At 57.1% G+C, this 18,249-nt stretch carries 20 protein-coding genes; 10 read left to right on the forward strand and 10 right to left on the reverse strand.

All coding sequences use genetic code 11. The annotated features are described in order from the left end of the window. Positions 1-49 precede the first annotated feature (49 nt). Genes AC5EFR_RS05665 through lspA form a run of 5 tightly spaced genes read left to right on the forward strand, consistent with a single transcriptional unit; the run spans position 50 to position 2,846 of the window. Entirely contained in the window at positions 50-481 is a 432-nt protein-coding gene (locus AC5EFR_RS05665) for a copper chaperone PCu(A)C (protein ID WP_493574990.1), read from the forward strand. Next, positions 481-1,107, forward strand: a complete 627-nt coding sequence (locus AC5EFR_RS05670; RefSeq protein ID WP_203240431.1) for an SCO family protein — start codon at positions 481-483, stop codon at positions 1,105-1,107. The genes AC5EFR_RS05665 and AC5EFR_RS05670 overlap by 1 nt, the downstream gene beginning before the upstream one ends. Next, entirely contained in the window at positions 1,104-1,553 is a 450-nt protein-coding gene (locus AC5EFR_RS05675) for a DUF411 domain-containing protein (RefSeq protein ID WP_493574946.1), read from the forward strand. Before AC5EFR_RS05670 ends, AC5EFR_RS05675 begins: the two co-directional genes overlap by 4 nt. 26 nt (positions 1,554-1,579) lie before the next feature. Continuing rightward, on the forward strand, positions 1,580-2,362 hold the full coding sequence (locus AC5EFR_RS05680) for a ZIP family metal transporter (RefSeq protein WP_493574947.1): 783 nt from the start codon (positions 1,580-1,582) through the stop codon (positions 2,360-2,362). Positions 2,363-2,375: 13 nt separating this feature from the next. Next, the gene (gene lspA / locus AC5EFR_RS05685; RefSeq protein ID WP_493574948.1) at positions 2,376-2,846 is read left to right on the forward strand and encodes a signal peptidase II; all 471 of its coding nucleotides are present in this window, start codon (positions 2,376-2,378) and stop codon (positions 2,844-2,846) included. Here the strand turns inward: lspA and AC5EFR_RS05690 are convergent. Continuing rightward, a complete protein-coding gene (locus AC5EFR_RS05690) occupies positions 2,837-3,346 on the reverse strand; it encodes a L,D-transpeptidase family protein (protein ID WP_493574949.1) in 510 nt (169 codons plus the stop codon). The two genes, lspA and AC5EFR_RS05690, sit on opposite strands and share 10 nt — an antisense overlap. A gap of 66 nt (positions 3,347-3,412) precedes the next feature. Further along, entirely contained in the window at positions 3,413-5,755 is a 2,343-nt protein-coding gene (locus AC5EFR_RS05695; RefSeq protein WP_493574950.1) for a heavy metal translocating P-type ATPase, read from the reverse strand. A gap of 257 nt (positions 5,756-6,012) precedes the next feature. On the opposite strand from AC5EFR_RS05695, the gene AC5EFR_RS05700 reads away from it, so the two are divergent. After that, positions 6,013-6,282 (forward strand): hypothetical protein, encoded by a 270-nt coding sequence (locus AC5EFR_RS05700; protein WP_493574951.1) that lies wholly within the window; start codon positions 6,013-6,015, stop codon positions 6,280-6,282. Positions 6,283-6,370: 88 nt separating this feature from the next. Here AC5EFR_RS05700 and AC5EFR_RS05705 read toward each other — a convergent pair whose 3' ends face one another. From AC5EFR_RS05705 to AC5EFR_RS05740, 8 genes are all read right to left on the reverse strand, one after another. After that, positions 6,371-7,033, reverse strand: coding sequence for a L,D-transpeptidase (locus AC5EFR_RS05705; protein WP_203240437.1), 663 nt, complete (start codon positions 7,031-7,033; stop codon positions 6,371-6,373). 376 nt (positions 7,034-7,409) lie between these two features. Next, positions 7,410-7,835 carry a hypothetical protein gene (locus tag AC5EFR_RS05710; protein WP_203240438.1) on the reverse strand — a complete coding sequence of 142 codons (426 nt, stop codon included), beginning with the start codon at positions 7,833-7,835 and terminating at the stop codon, positions 7,410-7,412. Next, the gene (locus AC5EFR_RS05715; protein ID WP_493574952.1) at positions 7,828-8,760 is read right to left on the reverse strand and encodes a cation diffusion facilitator family transporter; all 933 of its coding nucleotides are present in this window, start codon (positions 8,758-8,760) and stop codon (positions 7,828-7,830) included. Before AC5EFR_RS05715 ends, AC5EFR_RS05710 begins: the two co-directional genes overlap by 8 nt. Before the next feature lie 23 nt (positions 8,761-8,783). Continuing rightward, positions 8,784-11,141 (reverse strand): heavy metal translocating P-type ATPase, encoded by a 2,358-nt coding sequence (locus tag AC5EFR_RS05720; RefSeq protein WP_493574953.1) that lies wholly within the window; start codon positions 11,139-11,141, stop codon positions 8,784-8,786. A gap of 125 nt (positions 11,142-11,266) precedes the next feature. After that, positions 11,267-11,989, reverse strand: coding sequence for a TVP38/TMEM64 family protein (locus AC5EFR_RS05725; RefSeq protein ID WP_493574954.1), 723 nt, complete (start codon positions 11,987-11,989; stop codon positions 11,267-11,269). A gap of 8 nt (positions 11,990-11,997) precedes the next feature. Continuing rightward, positions 11,998-12,465 (reverse strand): rhodanese-like domain-containing protein, encoded by a 468-nt coding sequence (locus AC5EFR_RS05730; RefSeq protein ID WP_493574955.1) that lies wholly within the window; start codon positions 12,463-12,465, stop codon positions 11,998-12,000. Between the two features lie 24 nt (positions 12,466-12,489). Further along, positions 12,490-12,876, reverse strand: coding sequence for a DUF302 domain-containing protein (locus tag AC5EFR_RS05735; RefSeq protein ID WP_493574956.1), 387 nt, complete (start codon positions 12,874-12,876; stop codon positions 12,490-12,492). An 85-nt stretch (positions 12,877-12,961) separates the two neighbouring features. Continuing rightward, positions 12,962-13,558 (reverse strand): EF-hand domain-containing protein, encoded by a 597-nt coding sequence (locus AC5EFR_RS05740; protein WP_493574957.1) that lies wholly within the window; start codon positions 13,556-13,558, stop codon positions 12,962-12,964. A gap of 172 nt (positions 13,559-13,730) precedes the next feature. On the opposite strand from AC5EFR_RS05740, the gene AC5EFR_RS05745 reads away from it, so the two are divergent. From AC5EFR_RS05745 to AC5EFR_RS05760, 4 genes are all read left to right on the forward strand, one after another. Continuing rightward, entirely contained in the window at positions 13,731-14,453 is a 723-nt protein-coding gene (locus tag AC5EFR_RS05745; protein ID WP_493574958.1) for a response regulator, read from the forward strand. Continuing rightward, the gene (locus AC5EFR_RS05750; protein ID WP_493574991.1) at positions 14,453-15,856 is read left to right on the forward strand and encodes an ATP-binding protein; all 1,404 of its coding nucleotides are present in this window, start codon (positions 14,453-14,455) and stop codon (positions 15,854-15,856) included. The genes AC5EFR_RS05745 and AC5EFR_RS05750 overlap by 1 nt, the downstream gene beginning before the upstream one ends. Positions 15,857-15,860: 4 nt before the next feature. Beyond that, positions 15,861-16,178: an SHOCT domain-containing protein gene (locus AC5EFR_RS05755; protein WP_493574959.1), complete on the forward strand. Its 318-nt coding sequence runs from the start codon at positions 15,861-15,863 to the stop codon at positions 16,176-16,178. Positions 16,179-16,245: 67 nt separating this feature from the next. Beyond that, the gene (locus AC5EFR_RS05760) at positions 16,246-18,246 is read left to right on the forward strand and encodes a heme lyase CcmF/NrfE family subunit (RefSeq protein ID WP_493574960.1); all 2,001 of its coding nucleotides are present in this window, start codon (positions 16,246-16,248) and stop codon (positions 18,244-18,246) included. The last annotated feature ends 3 nt before the right edge of the window (positions 18,247-18,249 follow it).

An 18,249-nucleotide genomic window follows, 5' to 3' on the forward strand; every position in this document is an offset into this window, starting at 1 on the left:
CGAAAGGGATACGAACGTGAAATCTGTTTTTGCCTTCGCGATAACTGCGCTGAGCTTTTCTTTGGGGCTTCCAGCCACCACTTTTGCGGGATCGGAAGACATCGCGATTGAAGATGCCTGGGCCCGTGCCTCAATTGGCGTCAACCGCCCCGGTGCGGCCTACATGACATTGCACAACACCGGCACCGATCCTGTCACGCTGGTTGGCCTTGAAACGCCGTTGGCGATGATGCCGCAAATCCACGAAACCAGGACCGATGCTAACGGAATGAGTTCAATGGCACCGGCAGGAGACATCGTTATCGCGCCGGGCGAAAGCGTGTCTTTGGAGCCGGGTGGTCTGCATGCCATGTTGATGAGGCTGCAAAGCAAAATGGTTGAAGGTGAGAGTTTTTCGCTGACGCTGGTGTTTGCCGATGGAGAAACAGTGACTGTGGATGTGCCCATCCTAGGCTTCGCGGCGCGCGGGCCTGAGGGCTGATGCAGCGACGACGTCTCCTCACCTACGTTGCCGTAGCATGCAGCGCACTGGCTCTCACCCTGTTCGTTGGGTGGTGGCGAGTGGACGGACCCGGCGCGCCAGAAATTACGGGCAAGCGCCCTCTGCCATTGACCCAGATGGACTTCCAGATGGCCAATCAGAACCGCGAGACTGTCGGGCCTGAAACGCTTCTGGGCAATCTGTCCATGGTGTTTTTCGGCTTCACCTATTGTCCTGATGTATGCCCAACAACATTGTCGGAAATTTCCGACTGGCTCGACGATTTGGGAACGGATGTCGCGGACATGAATGTCGTGTTCATCACGGTCGATCCGGAACGCGACACCGCGGAGGTTATGGCGGAGTATGTCAGCTATTTCCATCCGGCCGTGCAGGGATGGCGGGGGTCCCACGAACAAACACGGCAAGCCGCCGATGCCTTTCGAGCAAACTACGAAAAGGTCCCGACAGAGGGAAATGGCTACACGATGAACCATACAGCAAGCGTCTTCCTCTTCGATGCAGATGGAAAGTTTGCCAGCACCATCGACTATCATGAACCAAGAGAATTCGCGGTGCAGAAGATCCGCCGAATACTTTCAAAAGGCGAAGAAGAAGTATCATGAAACTGATTACACTTGCGACGGCGCTCTCTTTTGTCCTGGCATCTCATGCGATTGCCGATTCTACTGCCATTGACGTCAAGAAAACCAAAGGCTGCGCGTGCTGCCGCGCCTGGATGGAGCATCTTGAAGAAAACGGCTTTGCGCCCACGGGCCAAGACATGTTTGGCGGGCTCCTGGTTCGTTTCAAACTCGACAACGGTGTCCCGCAACGCATGGTGTCCTGTCACACGGCGTTGGTTGACGGCTATGTGATCGAAGGCCATGTACCCGCCGCCGACATCCGTCGGTTGCTTGCGGAGCGCCCGGATGCTGTAGGTCTGGCTGTGCCCGATATGCCGCTCGGCTCACCCGGAATGGATCAAAGCCGATGGCGCGAGGCCTATGACGTGTTTCTGATCCACAACGATGGAACGACGGAAGTGTTTTCCAGCTATCCCGGCGACTAAATCAACTGACTAAGGAAGATCTGATTTTGGACACGTTATCCCCCATTACGCTCGGATTTCTGGGCAGTCTGGCTGCAGGGTCACTGACTGCCGTCGGCGCTATTCCAGTGCTCTTTGGGCGGGTTCCTTCCCGCGCAACGCGGGACCTGTCTCTTGGGTTCGCGGCAGGTGTCATGCTGGCTGCATCGTTCTTTTCTCTGATCATCCCCGCGCTCGATGCTGCTGAGTTGCGCTACGATAACGGCGCGGCCCCAGCTGCCATTGTGTGTTTGGCAATTCTGTTTGGGATGGGTGCTGTTGCATTCATGAATGAAAAATTGCCACACGAACACTTCAGTTCAGGTCGCGAAGGTCCCGAAGCGGCATCGCTGCGCCGCGTCTGGCTGTTCATCATCGCCATCACAATTCACAATTTTCCGGAAGGTCTTGCGGTTGGTGTTGGTTTCGGCGCGGATGGCCTGTCTGGCGGTCTGCCGCTTGCGATCGGCATCGGTTTGCAAAACGCGCCGGAAGGATTAGCCGTGGCGGTGTCGCTTCTTGGCGAGGGCTATTCGAAGTTTCGTGCGTGGGGCATTGCTGCGCTCACTGGTATGGTGGAACCCATCGGCGGATTGCTGGGGGCCGGGATTATCACATTGTCACAGCCGCTCTTGCCTTGGGGACTCGCATTCGCTGCCGGTGCGATGCTTTACGTTATCAGCCACGAGATCATCCCGGAAACCCATAGGAGCGGGCATCAGAACAAGGCGACGTTGGGCCTTTCTATAGGTCTCGTCCTCATGTTGTTTTTGGATGTATGGCTCGGTTGAGGCGGCGTTGACCATGACACGAACCGTTTTCCTCGGGCTGCTCAGCGCCTCAGTTGCTCTCTTCACGGATCAGGTCACAAAGTCGGTTGTTGTCGCCTATGCTTCGGTGCTCTCGGCAGGAGTTAAGCTGTTTTCAGGATTTGATCTCGTCCTTTTGCGCAATGACGGCGTGAGCTTCGGCATGCTGGGAAATGCTCCATGGTGGGCTCTTGTCGGCCTCGCGTTGGGGATATGTAGCTGGATGGCCTTGCAAATGCTTCGCGCCGAAAGTCGCATAGAAGCACTGGCCTATGGTGCGGTCATCGGCGGTGCGCTTGGAAATGTAATGGATCGCCTGCGCTTTCAGGCCGTTACTGACTTTTCAGGCGTCCACATCGGCGCTTTACATTGGCCGGCCTTCAACCTTGCCGATGTGTTTATAGTAAGTGGTGTTGCAGTTTTGCTTGCGAGCACTCTTTGGAGCTTTAGCCAAGATCAGGCATAAATGTCGATGGGTGTTCCGTCACGCACCATGGCATAGACCTCTTCGATCTGGCGGTTGGTGACGGAGATGCAACCGGCCGTCCAGTCCCGCTTGTTGATCGGATCAATTCCTCGTCGTGGACCGCCATGAATGAAGATGTCTCCGCCTGGCGACTGGCCCTGGGCCTCAGCAAATGCGCGGTCAGCCTCGTTCGGATAGGAGATACCAACAGACAAATGAAAGAGGCTGTCTGGATTGCGACGGTCGATGACGTATGTGCCTTCAGGTGTTCGCCCGTCACCTTCGAATTGCTTGTGTCCTGCCGGTGCGAAGCCAAGCCCGACCGGATAGGTGCGCAACACGTCCTTCGCGCCATCCAAGACCAGCAATCGCTCGGACTTGTAGAGGCGAACCCGAGTGACCTCTGGTCCAGTATACGAACGGAATTTGCTGGCGCACCCTGAAAGGAAAGCGGCAATGCCGCTCAAAAGGAAAGACCGTCTTGGGATACTGCCAATCATCGCCGCTCGATACCTCTTTTCGTGAGGTCTGGTGTGGCTTTTTGATACAGCATGGTTAGCCCTTGATCAATGTCCGTGAGCCAAGGCGCCTTTCGCCATCACTTCGCCAATCCGTTCTCCTCCATGAGGCCCGGCTTGGTCCTCACGCGCCCGCAGCAACCTCAACGCATTGGCCACAACCAGCAAGGACACGCCAACGTCCGCGGCAATTGCGCCCCACATTGAGGCCATGCCAAACGCTGTTGCCACAACGAAGACTGCTTTCGTCGCAAGTGACAACCCTATGTTTTGTTTGATGATGGACATAGTTCTGCGCGAATGTCCGATCAACCAAGGAACCTTGCCAATGTCATCGGTCATGAGCGCGATATCGGCTGTTTCAATGGCCGCATCCGATCCCACAGCCCCCATTGCGATCCCATAGTGAGCACGCGCCATCGCAGGGGCATCATTTACACCGTCGCCGATCATCGCAACGGTGTCATGGCTTGCCACCAATTCCTCAATCGCGGCCACCTTGTCCTCGGGGAGCAATTCTGCGCGAACTTCATCAATCCCCACCTCATGGGCAACAGCTTTGGCCGTTGCCGTGTTGTCGCCGGTGAGCATTACGATCTTTTTGACCCCTTGCGCGTGTAGGCGGGCAACGATGCCTTTGGCATCGGGTCGGATGCGGTCGCGCAATTCCAGTACGCCGGTAATGCCGGTATCGTCTCCAACAGCAACAAGGGTACTTCCTGCGCCTTCAATGCGATCACGCAAATCTTTCTGAATCTCGGCGCCGAATCCCTTTTCTTCGGCAAACCGATCCGATCCCAACCAGATCGATTGACCGTTTATCTCGCCTTCGAGCCCACGGCCGGGCACGGTCTTTGTATCGTCGGCAGCGGCGATGGACAGGCCATCTTGCTCTGCCCTGCTCAGGATCGCCCGTGCAAGCGGGTGAGAGGATCGCGCCTCGAGTGCCGCCGCTCGCAGCAAGAGATCGTGCTTGGATGTTTCACCGATCGGGTAGATCGCCGCCACCTCCGGCTCGCCCATCGTGATCGTACCAGTCTTGTCCATCGCCAGAGCCGTAGTGCGCCCAGGGATTTCAACATAGGCTCCACCTTTGATCAGCACGCCATTCCGCGCTGACGCGGCAAGCGCTGCGACGATGGAAACAGGCGTGGAGATCACCAGCGCGCAGGGGCAAGCAATGACCAAAAGAACCAGCGCGTTATAGAACCAAAAACCCCAATCGCCACCTAGAACGAGGGGTGGTAGCACAGCGATCAGAATAGCGAGCGCCATCACAACCGGCGTATAGATGCGCGCAAACTTCGTTACCCACTGTTCGACATCTGCCCGGCGCGAATGGGCATCGCCTACCATGCGAATGATCTTGGACAAAACAGTATCGGAGGCGGCTTTCGTCGCTCGTACCGTCAATGTGCCTTCGCCGTTGATGGTCCCGGCATAGACCTCATCGCCTGCCTCTTTGGGCACCAAGGCGCTTTCGCCGGTGATTGGCGCTTGATCAACGGCTCCGGCGCCCTCAACTACGTCCCCATCGAGCGGAATTCGGTCGCCGCCGCGCACGATGAAGCTCGTGCCAATTGCAACGGTTGCGGCGGGAACATCTGCTTCCGATCCATCATCATGAATTACCCGTGCCGTCGGCGGCGCGAGGTCCAGAAGTGCCGACACGGCATTGCGTGCCCGCCCGACGCTCCAGCTTTCCAGGTACAGTGAAAGTGAGAAGAAAAAAGCCACTGTCGCGGCTTCAAAGTACTCTCCAAGCCCGATGGCTCCGGCCACAGCCACGACCATCAACAAGTTCATATCCGGTGAGAGCCGCCGCGCCGACGACCAGGCTTTTGGCGCGACCAGCCAAACTCCGAACAGGATTGCCATCGCGAACAAGCCCGCTTCCGCGATAGGCATCGGAGCCTCGCCGTGGCCGGAGAACAATCCAATCGCGCCGCCGAAGCCGGTTTCGACGATGTGAAACAAGAAACCTGCTGCCCAAAAGCCACCGCTCAAAGCTGTGAAACGTTTTTGGGTTTTCAGATGCGCGGCCTGATCCGCATTGGCGTCTTCGGCATTCCACGGCTTGGCGGTCATACCGGTGGTCCCAACAAGTTCGACAATCTTGTCGGAAGAAGCATTTTTGCCGCCTTCCAGAACCGTCATCCTGGCATTGATCACGTCGAAAGCCAGAAACGCGGTGCCCCCGACCTCGGGCCCAACAACCTTGTTCAGAATCGACACTTCTTCCGCACAGTCCAGTCCACTGACATGAAAACTGAGTCCATCCGAGGCCTCTATTTCCGTTTGCACGATGACCTGTGTGCTGCAGCAGCTTCCGCAGGAATCCGCAGTTTCAGATGAGAGATCTTGGCTTTTCTGGGCAGCATCATGTGGCATGGAACGTCCTCGGATTCGCGATGATGCCTGCTACATACGCCCTACAGCAACTAGAGGTTCAAGAGGAAAACTCCGTGCTAAGTACGATGGTGGCCATCATTGGGCGCAAGAGCTTGTTTTTTGCAATAACCATTGAATTTCTGCCACTTTTCTCAGGGAAACATAGTCTTGGTTTGTTAAATCATTGCGCCATTTGATGACTGATGCGAGACAAGAGGCGACGTAAAAAAACCGATGTGCCTTGAGGATTCCCATTCATGTACAAGCGAAGCGCAATTCTTCTCTCCACCGTGCTGATACTTGGAGCCTGCTCGGCAGATTTCTCAAACTTGCAGGGTTCGGAAACTCTTCCACCTCTCCCTGAAGAAGTCGCGGTTCTTGCTGCACCAAACCAGGACCTCGCAACAGCACGCCTGGTCCCCGAAGACAATTGCTACTGGTATATGCATGCCGGTCCCGTCGAGACGACGCTCTTGCCGCTCAGGACAGTTCGCGGAAACCCGATCTGCGTGAAGCAAGCTTCTTAGGTGTCATTGCAGAGTTGGACTGCACACTCGACCCCAGGTGATACCTAGCTGATGGTTCAAGCGCGAGACGCCTTTGATGCGTTGCGGATTAACTGCGCGCCGTAACGCTGTCTTCGGCTGAATAGAGAATCGCAGTCGAACCGATTGCGACCTTGGGATACAGCTCGTTGATATGCGCCATCACCATTCGAACACATCCCGAACTGGCCCGACCGCCTATTGACCTCGACTGGGGTGACCCATGAATGCGCAAGTATGTATCACGCTGGCCGACAAAGAGATAAAGGGCACGTGACCCAAGTGCGTTCCTTGGACCGGGCTCCTGACCATTTGCAAACTCAGCATATTGCGGGTTGCGCTCAATCATCGATTTGGTCGGCGTCCAATGCGGCCACTCGACCTTGCGACGGATAGTGTAGGTGCCCGGCTCATAAAGATTGCCGCGGGCAATCGCCACACCGTAGCGCATCGCCGTTCCGCCCTCTTCAATGTGGTAAAGGTATCTTGCCACCGCATCGACATGAATGTCTCCGGGCGTCAGACCATCCCTTGCCTCTACGCGCCGTGGCAGGAAACGTGGCTGCAATCCCCATGGGTTGGAGGTCTCGAGATCGAATTCCGGTGGGGTCACCTGCGCATCCCAGGCGGCCTTTTGAGAGGCAGTTGGCCATGTGCTTGCGAGAATCGGGGTTGCAATCGGCGTTGAAAACAGTGCCGCGCCCGTTACTATGAAATGGCGTCTCGTCAACATCTTGAACTTATCTCCGTCGTCTTGCTCATTTGGCGTGTCGATTGCCCACCTGTAGGCTTTTGGATACAACCTACACCCGCTAGAACTTCAAGAAAAAAGATGACTCCACACGCGCTTGTGTATTAGCAGATACTTCCTTGTAAGGCCCAGTCTGAAGAACACCTAATGCTCTGAGCTCACTTCGCTACCACGCAAGACGCCGAAGTTTAGGCAAAGATCGGGAAACTGAAGTCGTTGGAAAGCGAACTCGTTCGAGTATCGAAAGGATGTGATGGACGCGGCATGTCCGAGGTTTGCTATGTTCTGGCGTCTTAGGCGTACCCGGTACTTTGATCGGAAACCTGAGCAACGCCCCTTGAGACATCACGTGCCCATCTTACGCCGCTTCTGCGGGTTTGCCATAAACAAGCCAGCCGTAGAGCAACCCTCCTAAAATGGCTGGGATGACCCCGCTCAGAATGAACAGGGTCGTGTTTTCGTCGCCCCCGAAATAGCCCAGTTGGGCGTCGATCTTGCTGCAAAGCCAGGCGCAGTAGCTGCCGACCGCCGCCATTACCAGTGCGGCTCCCCAGACGGCCTCGCCACCTTGGAACCGCTCCTCCACCCAGAGATAGGTCAAGGCGCCGATCACCAGCCCCATCGCGATACCGCAGGTCAGGGTCCAGACCAATTTGCCTGCGACATTGCCTTCCGGAAACAAATACAACCCCCAGACCGTGAAGTAGACGATCTCCGCCGCCGTAGTGAGGGTAACGGCGATTATGAAGATACGATGTAGCGCGTGAATGTTTTCATCAGCCATGGCTGTGGTTTCCTTCCTTTTCAATTGCCGACAAATCGATCGCTTCGGCACCGCTTTCATCGAGGCAATGTGTCTCGATCTGAAGCGTGACGAAGAAGAACCCGAAGGTTTCGCGAAGCTGGGAATGTGCCTCCTCCAGAATCGCGTGCTGGTGCGCGCCTTCCGCGATACGCAAATGCGCTGAAAACACGTGCCGCCCGCTCGTCAGTGCCCAGGCATGGGCGTGATGGACGTCTTCGACACCCTCAAGCGCTTCGAGCGCCCGGCTGACCTCGGGCAGGCTGACCTCGGGCGGTGTGCCTTCCATCAACAGATGCGCCGCTTCCCTGAGGATCCCCCAACTGGCCCAGATCAGGACAAACCCGAATCCCATGCCCAGAAGCGGGTCGATCAGCAAGAAACCGGTATACCGGATCACCAGCGCGGTCACGATGATCAGGAGGCTGCCGACAAAGGTCTGGATGATATGCCAGAGAGCGCCCTTGGTGTTGAGATCGTCCTTGCTCTGCTTCCAGATCAGGCCAAGCGATATGAACTCCGTGAAGAGCCCGCCGGCGGCTGCGATCAGCATTGGGCCTGTCGGAAGATCGATCGGCGAGGAAAGACGCATAGCGGCCATGGCGATGACAACGAGCGCCATGGCCAACAGAAACCCACCATTGACGAGCGCCCCGATGATCTCGGCGCGATACCAGCCGAAGCTGCGGTCCTCATCCGCGGGGCGCCGCGCCAGCTTTGCAGCCACGATGGCGACCAACACGCCTCCGACCGCCGAAAAGGTGTGAAAAGCGTCGGAGATCACGGCGATTGAGCCGGTCCAGAGACCAATCCCAAGTTCGATGACAAAATATACGCCCGTCAGCCAGGCTGAAATCGCCAATCCGCGACCGCTGGTGGGCATGTGTCCCTGATGTCCGTTTGCCATGGGGTTTCACTCCTAAGCCGCGATCAAAGGCGCACCCGCCGCAGCCGCAACGCATTCGAGATGACCGAGACAGATGACAGGCTCATTGCCGCGGCAGCGATCATTGGCGACAGCAAAAGGCCGAAAACCGGGTATAGAATACCGGCCGCAACCGGGACGCCGGCGGCATTGTAGGCGAAGGCAAAAAACAGGTTTTGCTTGATGTTGCGCAAGGTCGCCTTGGCAAGTTTGCGGGCCCGCACGATTCCCACCAGGTCACCGCCGAGAAGCGTGATCCCGGCACTTTCGACGGCCACGTCGGCTCCGGTTCCCATGGCAATGCCGACATCGGCTGCCGCAAGGGCAGGGGCGTCGTTCACCCCGTCGCCGGCCATGGCGATATGGGCCCCGTTGCTGCGCAGTTCCTCGATCAGGGCCTTCTTGTCCTCTGGCAAAACGCCGGCGCGCACCTCGTCGATGCCAAGTTTTCCAGCTACGGCGTCCGCGGTGCGCTGGTTGTCGCCTGTCGCCATGATGACGCGTAGACCCAGCGCGTGCAGGTCCCGGATCGCACCTTCGGTCGTCTCCTTGATCGGATCGGCGACGGCGACAATCCCGGAGAGCGCGCCGTCGACCGCGATATACATCGCCGTTTTCCCGTCGCTGCGCAGACCATCTGCGATCTCGTCCGCCGATGTCGTGTCGAGGCCCAGTTGCTGCATCATGGCCGGGTTCCCGAGTACGACCTTGCGTCCATCCACGACGCCTTGGACACCCTTGCCAGTGACGGCCTCGAATTGCTCGGCCTGCGACAAAGCTATGCCTTGCTCCTGGGCCCCTTCGACAATGGCTTCGGCCAGCGGGTGTTCTGACCCGCGTTCAAGTGCTGCGGCAAGCGCCAGGACCTCTTGTTCGTCCCGATCCGCGACAGCTATTACGTCGGTCAGCTTCGGTTTGCCGAGGGTTAGGGTGCCAGTCTTATCAACGATTACGGTATCGATGCGCGCCATTCTCTCCAAGGCTTCGGCATCCTTGATGAGAACGCCGGCCTGCGCTCCGCGCCCGGCGGCGGTTGTAATCGAAATCGGCGTTGCCAGGCCAAGGGCGCAAGGGCAAGCGATGATCAGAACCGACACAGAAGCGGCGATCGCAAAGACGAGCGCCGGGCTTGGACCAAATGCCAACCAGAACAGGAATGCGGCAATCGCACAGATAACAACAGTGGGCACGAAGATTGAGGAGACCTTGTCGGCCAAGCCCTGAATCGGAGCGCGGGAGCGGCGCGCGCCAGAGACCATGTCAACGATCTGGGCCAGAACGGTGTCTGCGCCAACCTGGGTGGCCCGGATGGCAATGGTGCCGTTCTTGTTGATGGTGCCGCCGGTGACCCGGTCATGTTCGGTCTTTTCGACCGGCACTGGCTCGCCGGTGAGCATGCTTTCGTCGATCGAAGTCCGGCCATCGACAACCTCGCCATCGACCGGGACGCTGTCACCGGGACGGACGCGGAGCAGATCACCTTCAACGATGTTTTCAAGCGGTGCGTCATATTCCGTATCATCGGGCAGGATCCGGCGCGCGGTCTTGGGCGCCAGATCGAGAAGCGCGCGGATTGCATCGCCCGTTCGTTCGCGCGCCCGCAATTCAAGCACCTGGCCTACGAAGACCAGGGCCACGATGACCACGGCGGCTTCGAAATAAGTGCCCACGGCTTCGCCGACGCGGTATTGCTCGGGGAACAGCCCCGGAAGAAACGTCGCAATGAGCGAGTAGACATAGGCCGCACCAACGCCCAGCGAGATCAACGTCCACATGTTGGGCGAATTGTTCCTGATAGAGTCCCATCCACGTTGAAAAAAGGGCCGGGCCGCCCATAGGATGATGGGGGTCGCCAAAAGAAACTCGACATATGATGCGATGCGATGCCCGATCCAGTCGCGCACCGGCAGGCCGACCAGTTCGCCCATGGTCAGAATGACCAGCGGGACGGCCGCTGCGGCGCTGATCCACATGCGCCGGGTGAAATCGGTGAGTTCCTCGCTCGGCTCGTCCGAAGGCACCATCGGCTCCAGCGCCATGCCGCAGATCGGGCAGGCGCCAGGTTCGTCGCGGATAACTTCGGGGTGCATCGGGCAGGTCCATTGCGCGCCCGGCTGAACCTGTTGGCCCACTTTCTCAGCGTTGCCCGATGCAAAGAACCAGGGATCGGTCTCAAACTTGATCTGGCAACTGTCCGAGCAAAAGAAGTATTCTTGATCGTTGAATTCCGCTCTTTTGGTCTCGGCGGAAATCTCGATCTCCATGCCGCAAACGGGATCAAGGACGGTGTCAGCGCCAGGTTGCCTTTTGTCCGAACCGTTTTCGTGCCCATGGTGGTGGTGATGGTTCATATGGTCGGCCATCGATTTCTCCTGTCTTTCCGAAAAGGTGGCAGTTCCAGTCACTGGAAGGTCAATGGGCGAACTGTAACAATTGGTATCGAGCGGCTTCCTAGAATATATTTTTCCTTTAATTCAGTTGTTTATGGTCAAGCCTGGTGGCGACCATCTGATCGGTTGCGTCTGAGCGCGATGATCAGAAGGGGCATTGCAGTAAGAAAACCAAGCCCGAGTGTCAGCCATTCCGCCGCACCGAAATCGCCGGACATGGCCTCGCTGCCAAAATGAGCCAGCACGAAACTGGCGGGAATAATCCCTGCGAATGTCGCGAGCAAGAACCGCCAGAGGTGAAGGCGACTCAGCCCCGCTGCATAACTCATCGCATCGAAAGAAATGAACGGAAGCAGCCGACTTGAAAACACAATCACAGTGAGTGCGTTTTGCGAGCCGAGAAGCCCGTAGTCTGCCTTGCTCCCAAGCACCTTCACAACAGCGTCTCTTCCCAGGTTGCGCGCGATCAAAAACGCGATCATCGCTCCCAGTTCGGAACCGAATGCGACATAAGCGGCGCCGGCGTAGTGACCGTAGGCTGCTCCGGCGGCCAATGCGATCGGGGCGCTCGGAATCGGGCTGGCGACCACTGCAACAACCATCAAGAGAATTATGAGAGCTGGGCCAATAACCCCGGCATCAGAGACGAATTGTTCAACTGTGTCGCGGTCAAAAAAGCTGAACTGCTCGGGTGTCCAGGCAAGCAAGAGGAGACCCAGTGCAAAGAAGGTCAACACATAAAGGATCGGTCGGATTCGTTGGCTCAACCTGATCCCTTGAGTTTTGACTTCGTCTTTTAACTTGGCAATTCGTCGCCTCATAGCTTCGTTCAGAGGAGCGCGGCGGGCAAAACGGCCAAAGCTTCGTTCATCGAAACAACAGGAAGCCCAGCGGCGATCCAACCTGGGCCGAGACGGTTTCCGAGCATCCCTTCCGATACGTCGACAAATCCCGCATGACCGGCTTGCCGCAGAGCATTCAAGACAGCGCCAGACCGGCCGCCAGTTGCGCAGATCAGGGCAACGGTTCGGCCTTCTGCCAATTGTCGTGTTGCGAACAGCCGTTCAGGGAACCGCTTTTCGTGCATGCTGACCAACCAAGCACCCTGGGCGACTCCGGTTTCCCGCCACTCTTCGCGGGACCGAATATCCAAGAGCCTGACCTGATCCTCCAGTAAAGCCGCGTGCGCTTGCTTGGTTGACCAGACTTTGCGGCTTTGAGCCCGCGCGGGTGTCGCGAATGTCGGAGCGGAGATAGCGACCGACATCGTAAGGAACGTTCGGCGATCAAATCTCATTTCGAATTGTCCTCCTAACAACGATCAAGCCTGTTCGACCGCCTCAATCAGCATTTCGCGTACCTCCCCGGCAACTGCGTGCAGGTCCCGGTTGTCCACGGCGGACATTGACGCGACCGGATCGACCGCGCTGATTTCCGTTCCGTCTTCGAGGCTTCGCAGGATCACATTACAAGGCAGCATGGCCCCGATCCGAGCCTCGATACCCAGAGCCTGATGCGCCATGTTCGGGTTGCATGCGCCGAGAATGCGATACCCATCCATATCTACGCCGATCTTGTTTTTCATCGTCTCCTTCACATCGATCTCGGTCAGGACGCCGAATCCCTTCTCTTTCAGTGCTTCGCGAACGCGCATATCCGCGTCATCAATGTGAACTCCGGCCAATAGCCGATCATATGTATAGCTCATTCCGATACTCCAGATTGGAAATCGCCCTGGTCAAACGAGAGGACGCAACGTTCAACCAGGGCGGGGGAAACCGCGTTGCCGCGGATCAGTTTTCGTCTTTGCTCATGTCGGTGCCACCCATCATCGCGCCCGGCTTCATGTTCCCGCGCATCATGGTCATGCGCTCCATCTTGTCAGCAGGCGCAGTCATCTCACCAGCGGTCACCTTGCCGTCGCCATCCGCATCGAGATGCTGAAATCGGTCAACCATGGCTTCGCGGATCATGGAACTGTGCAGCATCTCGAACTCATCGATCGAGAGAGTGCTGTCGCCGTTCGCATCAAAACTCGAATGCATCGCTTGAAGTTGCCCGTGCGCTTCTTCCGATGTGACCTTGCCGTCACCGTCTGCATCGAACTTGGCCATCATCGGACCCATCATGCCCGACATGCCGCCGTTGCCCATCATGCCCATCTGCCCCATGCCGGTACCGCCCATCATGCCAGCGTGCATGCGCATCATCATTTGCATCATGTTATGCCCGCCGCCATTCATCATGTTATGCCCGCCGCCTTTCATCCCGGCACCCGGCCCGGCATTCGGTGCGTTGGCACCATGGCCGTGTCCAGTGTCGGCGAACGCAATACCGGCTGATGCTGTCGAAAGAACGATAGTAACTGCAAGAACGGAGATCTTTTTCATTGGTTCCTCACGTGTTTGGTTTCGATGTCTTTCAGTTCGGTATGAGAAATCGAATTTTGAATGGCCTGCACGGAGCGTTTTGTAATGGCCTGTCGCAAGACCCGTGAGTTGATACAATTGGTGACAAAATAGGCCCTGACCCTTCGAAACCGCACTGATTAAAAGGAAAAACATGACCGAGGCACCGCATATCCTGGTGGTCGATGACCACAAAGAAATTCGAGAGAGCGTATCGCGCTTTCTCGAAAAGAACGGCATGCGCGCGACTGCTGCAAAAGACGCGCATGACATGGACGCCAAACTCGCCTTGGGACATTTCGATCTCATTGTGCTTGACGTCATGATGCCGGGAGAAAGTGGTCTCTCGGCTTGCCAACGGCTTTCTGCAGATCGCAGTTTGCCGATCATCTTGCTGACAGCTCTCGGTGAGGAGACGGACCGGATCGTCGGGCTTGAAATCGGTGCTGATGACTACGTGAGCAAGCCATTCAACCCCCGCGAATTGCTCGCTCGCATCAAGGCAGTGCTTCGGCGATCCGAACGACCGGAAATGCACGCCGGTGACTTCGCGGGCAAAAAAGTGCACTTCGCACATCTGACGCTTGATACCGACAGGCATGTCCTAATCGATGAAGCGGGCCTAGAAACACCTCTGACCACTTCGGACTTCAAATTGCTGACGGTTCTTCTCGAACGGGCGCGCATGGTGCTCAGCCGCGAACAACTGCTGGACTTGACTGCGGGTCGAATGGCCGGGCCGCTTGATCGAACGATCGACAATCAAATCAGTCGGCTGCGCCGAAAGATCGAACCGGATGTGCTCCGCCCAAAGATCATCACAACGGTTAGAAATGGCGGGTATTGCCTTGCGGCGGATGCCGAGGTTCTCGAATGATGCAGTGGCCATTCAACACATTACGCGTCCAGTTGGTCTTGTTGGTTGTGGCAGCGTTGACCGCGGCGCAGATCGTTAGTCTTTGGCTCTTTGTCGATGAGCGAAGCTTGGCGATCCGGGCTGCCTTCGGATTCGAGGCAGCCGGAAGAGCCGCAAACGTCGCGCGGCTAATCGACGAAGCGCCGCCGGATTTACATGCCTCGATTTTGCGTGCAGCCAACTCCCCCTTAGTTCGCTTCGACATGTCGGACGAGCCGATCGTGACGCATACTGGTCACTCCGACGGCGGATTGGTCGAAGCCCGTGTCAGGGCTTTACTTGGAGATACCTACAGCCGCGATATCCGTGTCGAGTTGCATCAAATCGAAGGACAAATACTGCCGTTGCCGCATTTGTCGGAAGAAATGGCAGAAATGCACATGGCCATGATGCAAGGAGAATTGTCGGCGGTTGAAATGAACCTTTCTATCGCCATTTCAGGCGGGCAGTGGCTGAATGTGGGCACGAGGTTCGAACGACCGCCGCTTCAATGGCCACTGTTTTCAACACTGACATTCGCCCTTACTGCGGCGCTGCTCTTGATTGTCGTCTTTTGGTTTTTGCTGTCACGCCTAACAGGTCCGCTGCAACGACTGGTGAAGGCCGCTGATGCCCTTGGCAGGGGTGAAGACGTGGCTGATTTGCCGATGTCGGGACCCAAAGAGGTGCGCGATCTCACAACAGCATTTAATCGAATGCAGGACCGCCTCACGCGCTTTGTCGCCGATCGGACAAGGCTGCTTGCCGCCCTGGGGCATGATTTGCGTTCGCCGCTGACGGCGCTGCGCGTTCGAGCTGAAATGGTGGAAGAAGCGGAAACGCGCGACAGTCTTGTGACCTCGATCGAAGAAATGCAGACCATGGTCGACGCAACGCTTACATTTGCACGCGGGCTGACCGGATCTGAAGAAGCAGTCGAGGTGGACGTCGGCGAGTTTCTATCGACGCTTCGCATCGATATGGTCGAGCAATTCGAGCTCGAAACAGGTGCAAGCATACATGCGCGTGTTCGTCCGAGTGCTTTTCGGCGCGCTCTTCGCAATGTCATCGAGAATGCTGTTCGTTATGGGAAGAGTGCTCGCGTTAGCTACACGGTCCGAAAGAGTGATCTTCTGATTTTCGTCGATGACTCGGGGCCGGGCATCCCGGCAACCGAACTGGAGCGCGTTTTCGATCCGTTCTATCGGCTTGAAGAATCGCGATCTCTCGAAACCGGGGGGCATGGTCTCGGACTTGCCATCGCGCGCACGATCATCCGCGCGCACGGTGGTGATATTTCACTGGCAAACCTGGAAGAAGGCGGAGTGCGAGCCAGTATCGCTATCCCTCTCGCTGGCGATGCCATTCAAGGAGAAGAGGAATGAAGAAATGCGATTTTTCAATATGTTATCCACATCGGCGACAGCTCTCGTGCCGTCCATCGCGCTCGCAGATCAGCGAAGTGACGGGCCGTGGGACTATGGCCACATGATGTGGGGTGGAGGGTATGGAATGTTTGGCGGTTTGATGATGCTGGTTTTCTGGGGACTGGTTATCTTTCTGATTGTGGTTGCAGTCCGCCGGTTCACCAATGGGAACAGCGCTCCCAACCAGCCGCACGCGCTGGACATTTTGAGGGACCGCTTCGCCAAAGGTGAAATCGACGAGGAGGAATTCCAGAAGCGCAAAAGCACCCTGGAAAGCTGAATCCCGACTCCACACCGTACTTTGAGCTTCGAACCCGCAACCGAACACATACGAACTGGAAGACACCATGACACCCGAATTCGGCCATTTCGCTTTGGCACTCGCATTGGCACTTGCGCTCGTCCAAAGCGTGCTTCCCATCCTCGGTGCGGCACGTGGCAACCTAGTGTGGATGCGCTCGGCGCGGGCTTTGTCAGTGGCTCAACTGTTGTTCGTTGGCTTGGCATTCGCGGCATTGATGCGCGCGTTTGTTGTCAGCGATTTTACGGTTTTGAATGTCGCCGAAAACTCACACTCCCTGAAGCCGATGCTTTACAAGGTTGCGGCGACCTGGGGCAGCCATGAGGGGTCGCTCCTTCTTTGGGTTCTCATTCTGACGGCATTCGGCGCTGCGGTTTCCTTTTTCGGTTCAAACATCCCCGAGCCTCTCAAGGCCCGAACCTTGTCGGTGCAGGCTTGGATCAGCGTCGGATTCCTGTCCTTCATGCTGTTGACGTCAAACCCCTTCGAACGCCTGTTTCCGCCGCCAATCGACGGCAATGATCTGAACCCGCTGCTTCAGGATGTCGGGTTGGCGATGCACCCACCGCTTTTATACTTGGGCTATGTCGGGTTCTCGATCGTCTTTTCATTTGCTGTTGCGGCCTTGCTGGAGGGGCGGATCGATACAGCTTGGGCGCGGTGGGTCCGACCGTGGACACTTGCCGCGTGGATGAGCCTGACCGCAGGTATCGCACTCGGGTCATGGTGGGCGTATTACGAGCTTGGCTGGGGTGGCTGGTGGTTCTGGGACCCGGTTGAGAATGTCAGCTTCATGCCATGGCTGCTTGGCACGGCGCTTCTGCATTCGGCCATCGTGACCGAGAAACGCGACGCATTCAAAAGCTGGACGATCCTTCTGGCGATCCTGACGTTTTCGCTGTCGCTGCTGGGTACCTTTGTCGTGCGGTCAGGGCTTTTGACGTCGGTGCATGCCTTTGCGGTCGATCCCGAACGCGGGCTCTACATTCTGATGCTTCTGGCGCTGTCAATCGGCGGTTCACTGGCGCTTTTTGCGTGGCGTGCACCGATGATGGAGGCCGGTGGGCTCTTCAAGCCGGTCAGCCGGGAAGCGGGGCTATTGGTAAACAACCTCATTCTGGCGGCGGCCACTGGAACCGTGCTGTTCGGAACGCTTTACCCGCTCTTTCTGGAAGCCGTGACGGGTGACAAAATTTCGGTTGGACCACCGTTTTTCAATGCGTCTTTCATTCCGATGATGCTGCCTCTTGTCTTTGTGATGGGGCTTGGTCCGTTTTTGTCATGGAAACGTGCCGATCTTGCCGGGGTCTTTCAGCGGCTTCGCTTCGTCGCCATCCTGTCGGTGCTGGGTGTCCTCGCCATTTGGTATGTAACTATGGGCGGCCCAGTTCTTGCCTATCTCTCGATCCTTCTGGCGATCTGGCTGTTCCTTGCGACCTTACGGGAATGGGCGCTTAGAATTCGACTTTTCGATGTCCCCTTCAAAGAGGCACTGCGACGCGCGCGAAACCTGCCAAGGGCAACCCATGGTATGACTATGGCTCATACGGGTCTTGCAGTCGCAATGTTCGGGTTTGTTGGATCGAGTGCCTGGAAATCTGAACAGGTCGTGTTTGTCGGGCCGGGCTCGAACATCTTCATTGCCGGTTTTGATGTTACGTTTGAAGGTGTTCAGCGCCTTAGCGGCCCGAATTACTTTGCAGACCGTGGTACGTTGGTCGTGCGTCGCGACGGTGAGATCGTGACGATGCTCTATCCCGAACGCCGAACATTTCCGGTGGCACAAAGCTCGACGACGGAATCCGCGATACGCTCGACCCTGGCAGGCGATCTATACGCTTCGATTGCAGCGCCTGCTTCGGAAGATGCAGAAGAAAGCGGCGCCTGGACGCTTCGCATTCTTTATGAGCCCCTGGTGAACTTCATCTGGATCGGATCGTTCATGCTGGTTCTTGGTGGAGGGCTGTCCCTTTCGGACAGGAGGCTACGGGTTGGCGCGCCTCGGCGTAGAACCATTGACGCGACCACCTCGGTTCCGGCGGAGTAGAAG

The sequence above is a fragment of the Pelagimonas sp. genome (genome assembly GCF_058892305.1).

Bases quoted from the DNA above. Each gene is read 5' to 3' on its own strand.
- lspA (WP_493574948.1), top strand. From the start codon at position 2,376: ATGACACGAACCGTTTTCCTCGGGCTGCTCAGCGCCTCAGTTGCTCTC.
- AC5EFR_RS05675 (WP_493574946.1), top strand. From the start codon at position 1,104: ATGAAACTGATTACACTTGCGACGGCGCTCTCTTTTGTCCTGGCATCT.
- AC5EFR_RS05695 (WP_493574950.1), bottom strand. From the start codon at position 5,755: ATGCCACATGATGCTGCCCAGAAAAGCCAAGATCTCTCATCTGAAACT.
- AC5EFR_RS05740 (WP_493574957.1), bottom strand. From the start codon at position 13,558: ATGAAAAAGATCTCCGTTCTTGCAGTTACTATCGTTCTTTCGACAGCA.
- AC5EFR_RS05720 (WP_493574953.1), bottom strand. From the start codon at position 11,141: ATGGCCGACCATATGAACCATCACCACCACCATGGGCACGAAAACGGT.
- AC5EFR_RS05700 (WP_493574951.1), top strand. From the start codon at position 6,013: ATGTACAAGCGAAGCGCAATTCTTCTCTCCACCGTGCTGATACTTGGA.
- AC5EFR_RS05705 (WP_203240437.1), bottom strand. From the start codon at position 7,033: ATGTTGACGAGACGCCATTTCATAGTAACGGGCGCGGCACTGTTTTCA.
- AC5EFR_RS05750 (WP_493574991.1), top strand. From the start codon at position 14,453: ATGCAGTGGCCATTCAACACATTACGCGTCCAGTTGGTCTTGTTGGTT.
- AC5EFR_RS05730 (WP_493574955.1), bottom strand. From the start codon at position 12,465: ATGAGATTTGATCGCCGAACGTTCCTTACGATGTCGGTCGCTATCTCC.
- AC5EFR_RS05725 (WP_493574954.1), bottom strand. From the start codon at position 11,989: ATGAGGCGACGAATTGCCAAGTTAAAAGACGAAGTCAAAACTCAAGGG.
- AC5EFR_RS05670 (WP_203240431.1), top strand. From the start codon at position 481: ATGCAGCGACGACGTCTCCTCACCTACGTTGCCGTAGCATGCAGCGCA.
- AC5EFR_RS05755 (WP_493574959.1), top strand. From the start codon at position 15,861: ATGCGATTTTTCAATATGTTATCCACATCGGCGACAGCTCTCGTGCCG.
- AC5EFR_RS05745 (WP_493574958.1), top strand. From the start codon at position 13,731: ATGACCGAGGCACCGCATATCCTGGTGGTCGATGACCACAAAGAAATT.
- AC5EFR_RS05715 (WP_493574952.1), bottom strand. From the start codon at position 8,760: ATGGCAAACGGACATCAGGGACACATGCCCACCAGCGGTCGCGGATTG.
- AC5EFR_RS05690 (WP_493574949.1), bottom strand. From the start codon at position 3,346: ATGATTGGCAGTATCCCAAGACGGTCTTTCCTTTTGAGCGGCATTGCC.
- AC5EFR_RS05710 (WP_203240438.1), bottom strand. From the start codon at position 7,835: ATGGCTGATGAAAACATTCACGCGCTACATCGTATCTTCATAATCGCC.
- AC5EFR_RS05735 (WP_493574956.1), bottom strand. From the start codon at position 12,876: ATGAGCTATACATATGATCGGCTATTGGCCGGAGTTCACATTGATGAC.
- AC5EFR_RS05760 (WP_493574960.1), top strand. From the start codon at position 16,246: ATGACACCCGAATTCGGCCATTTCGCTTTGGCACTCGCATTGGCACTT.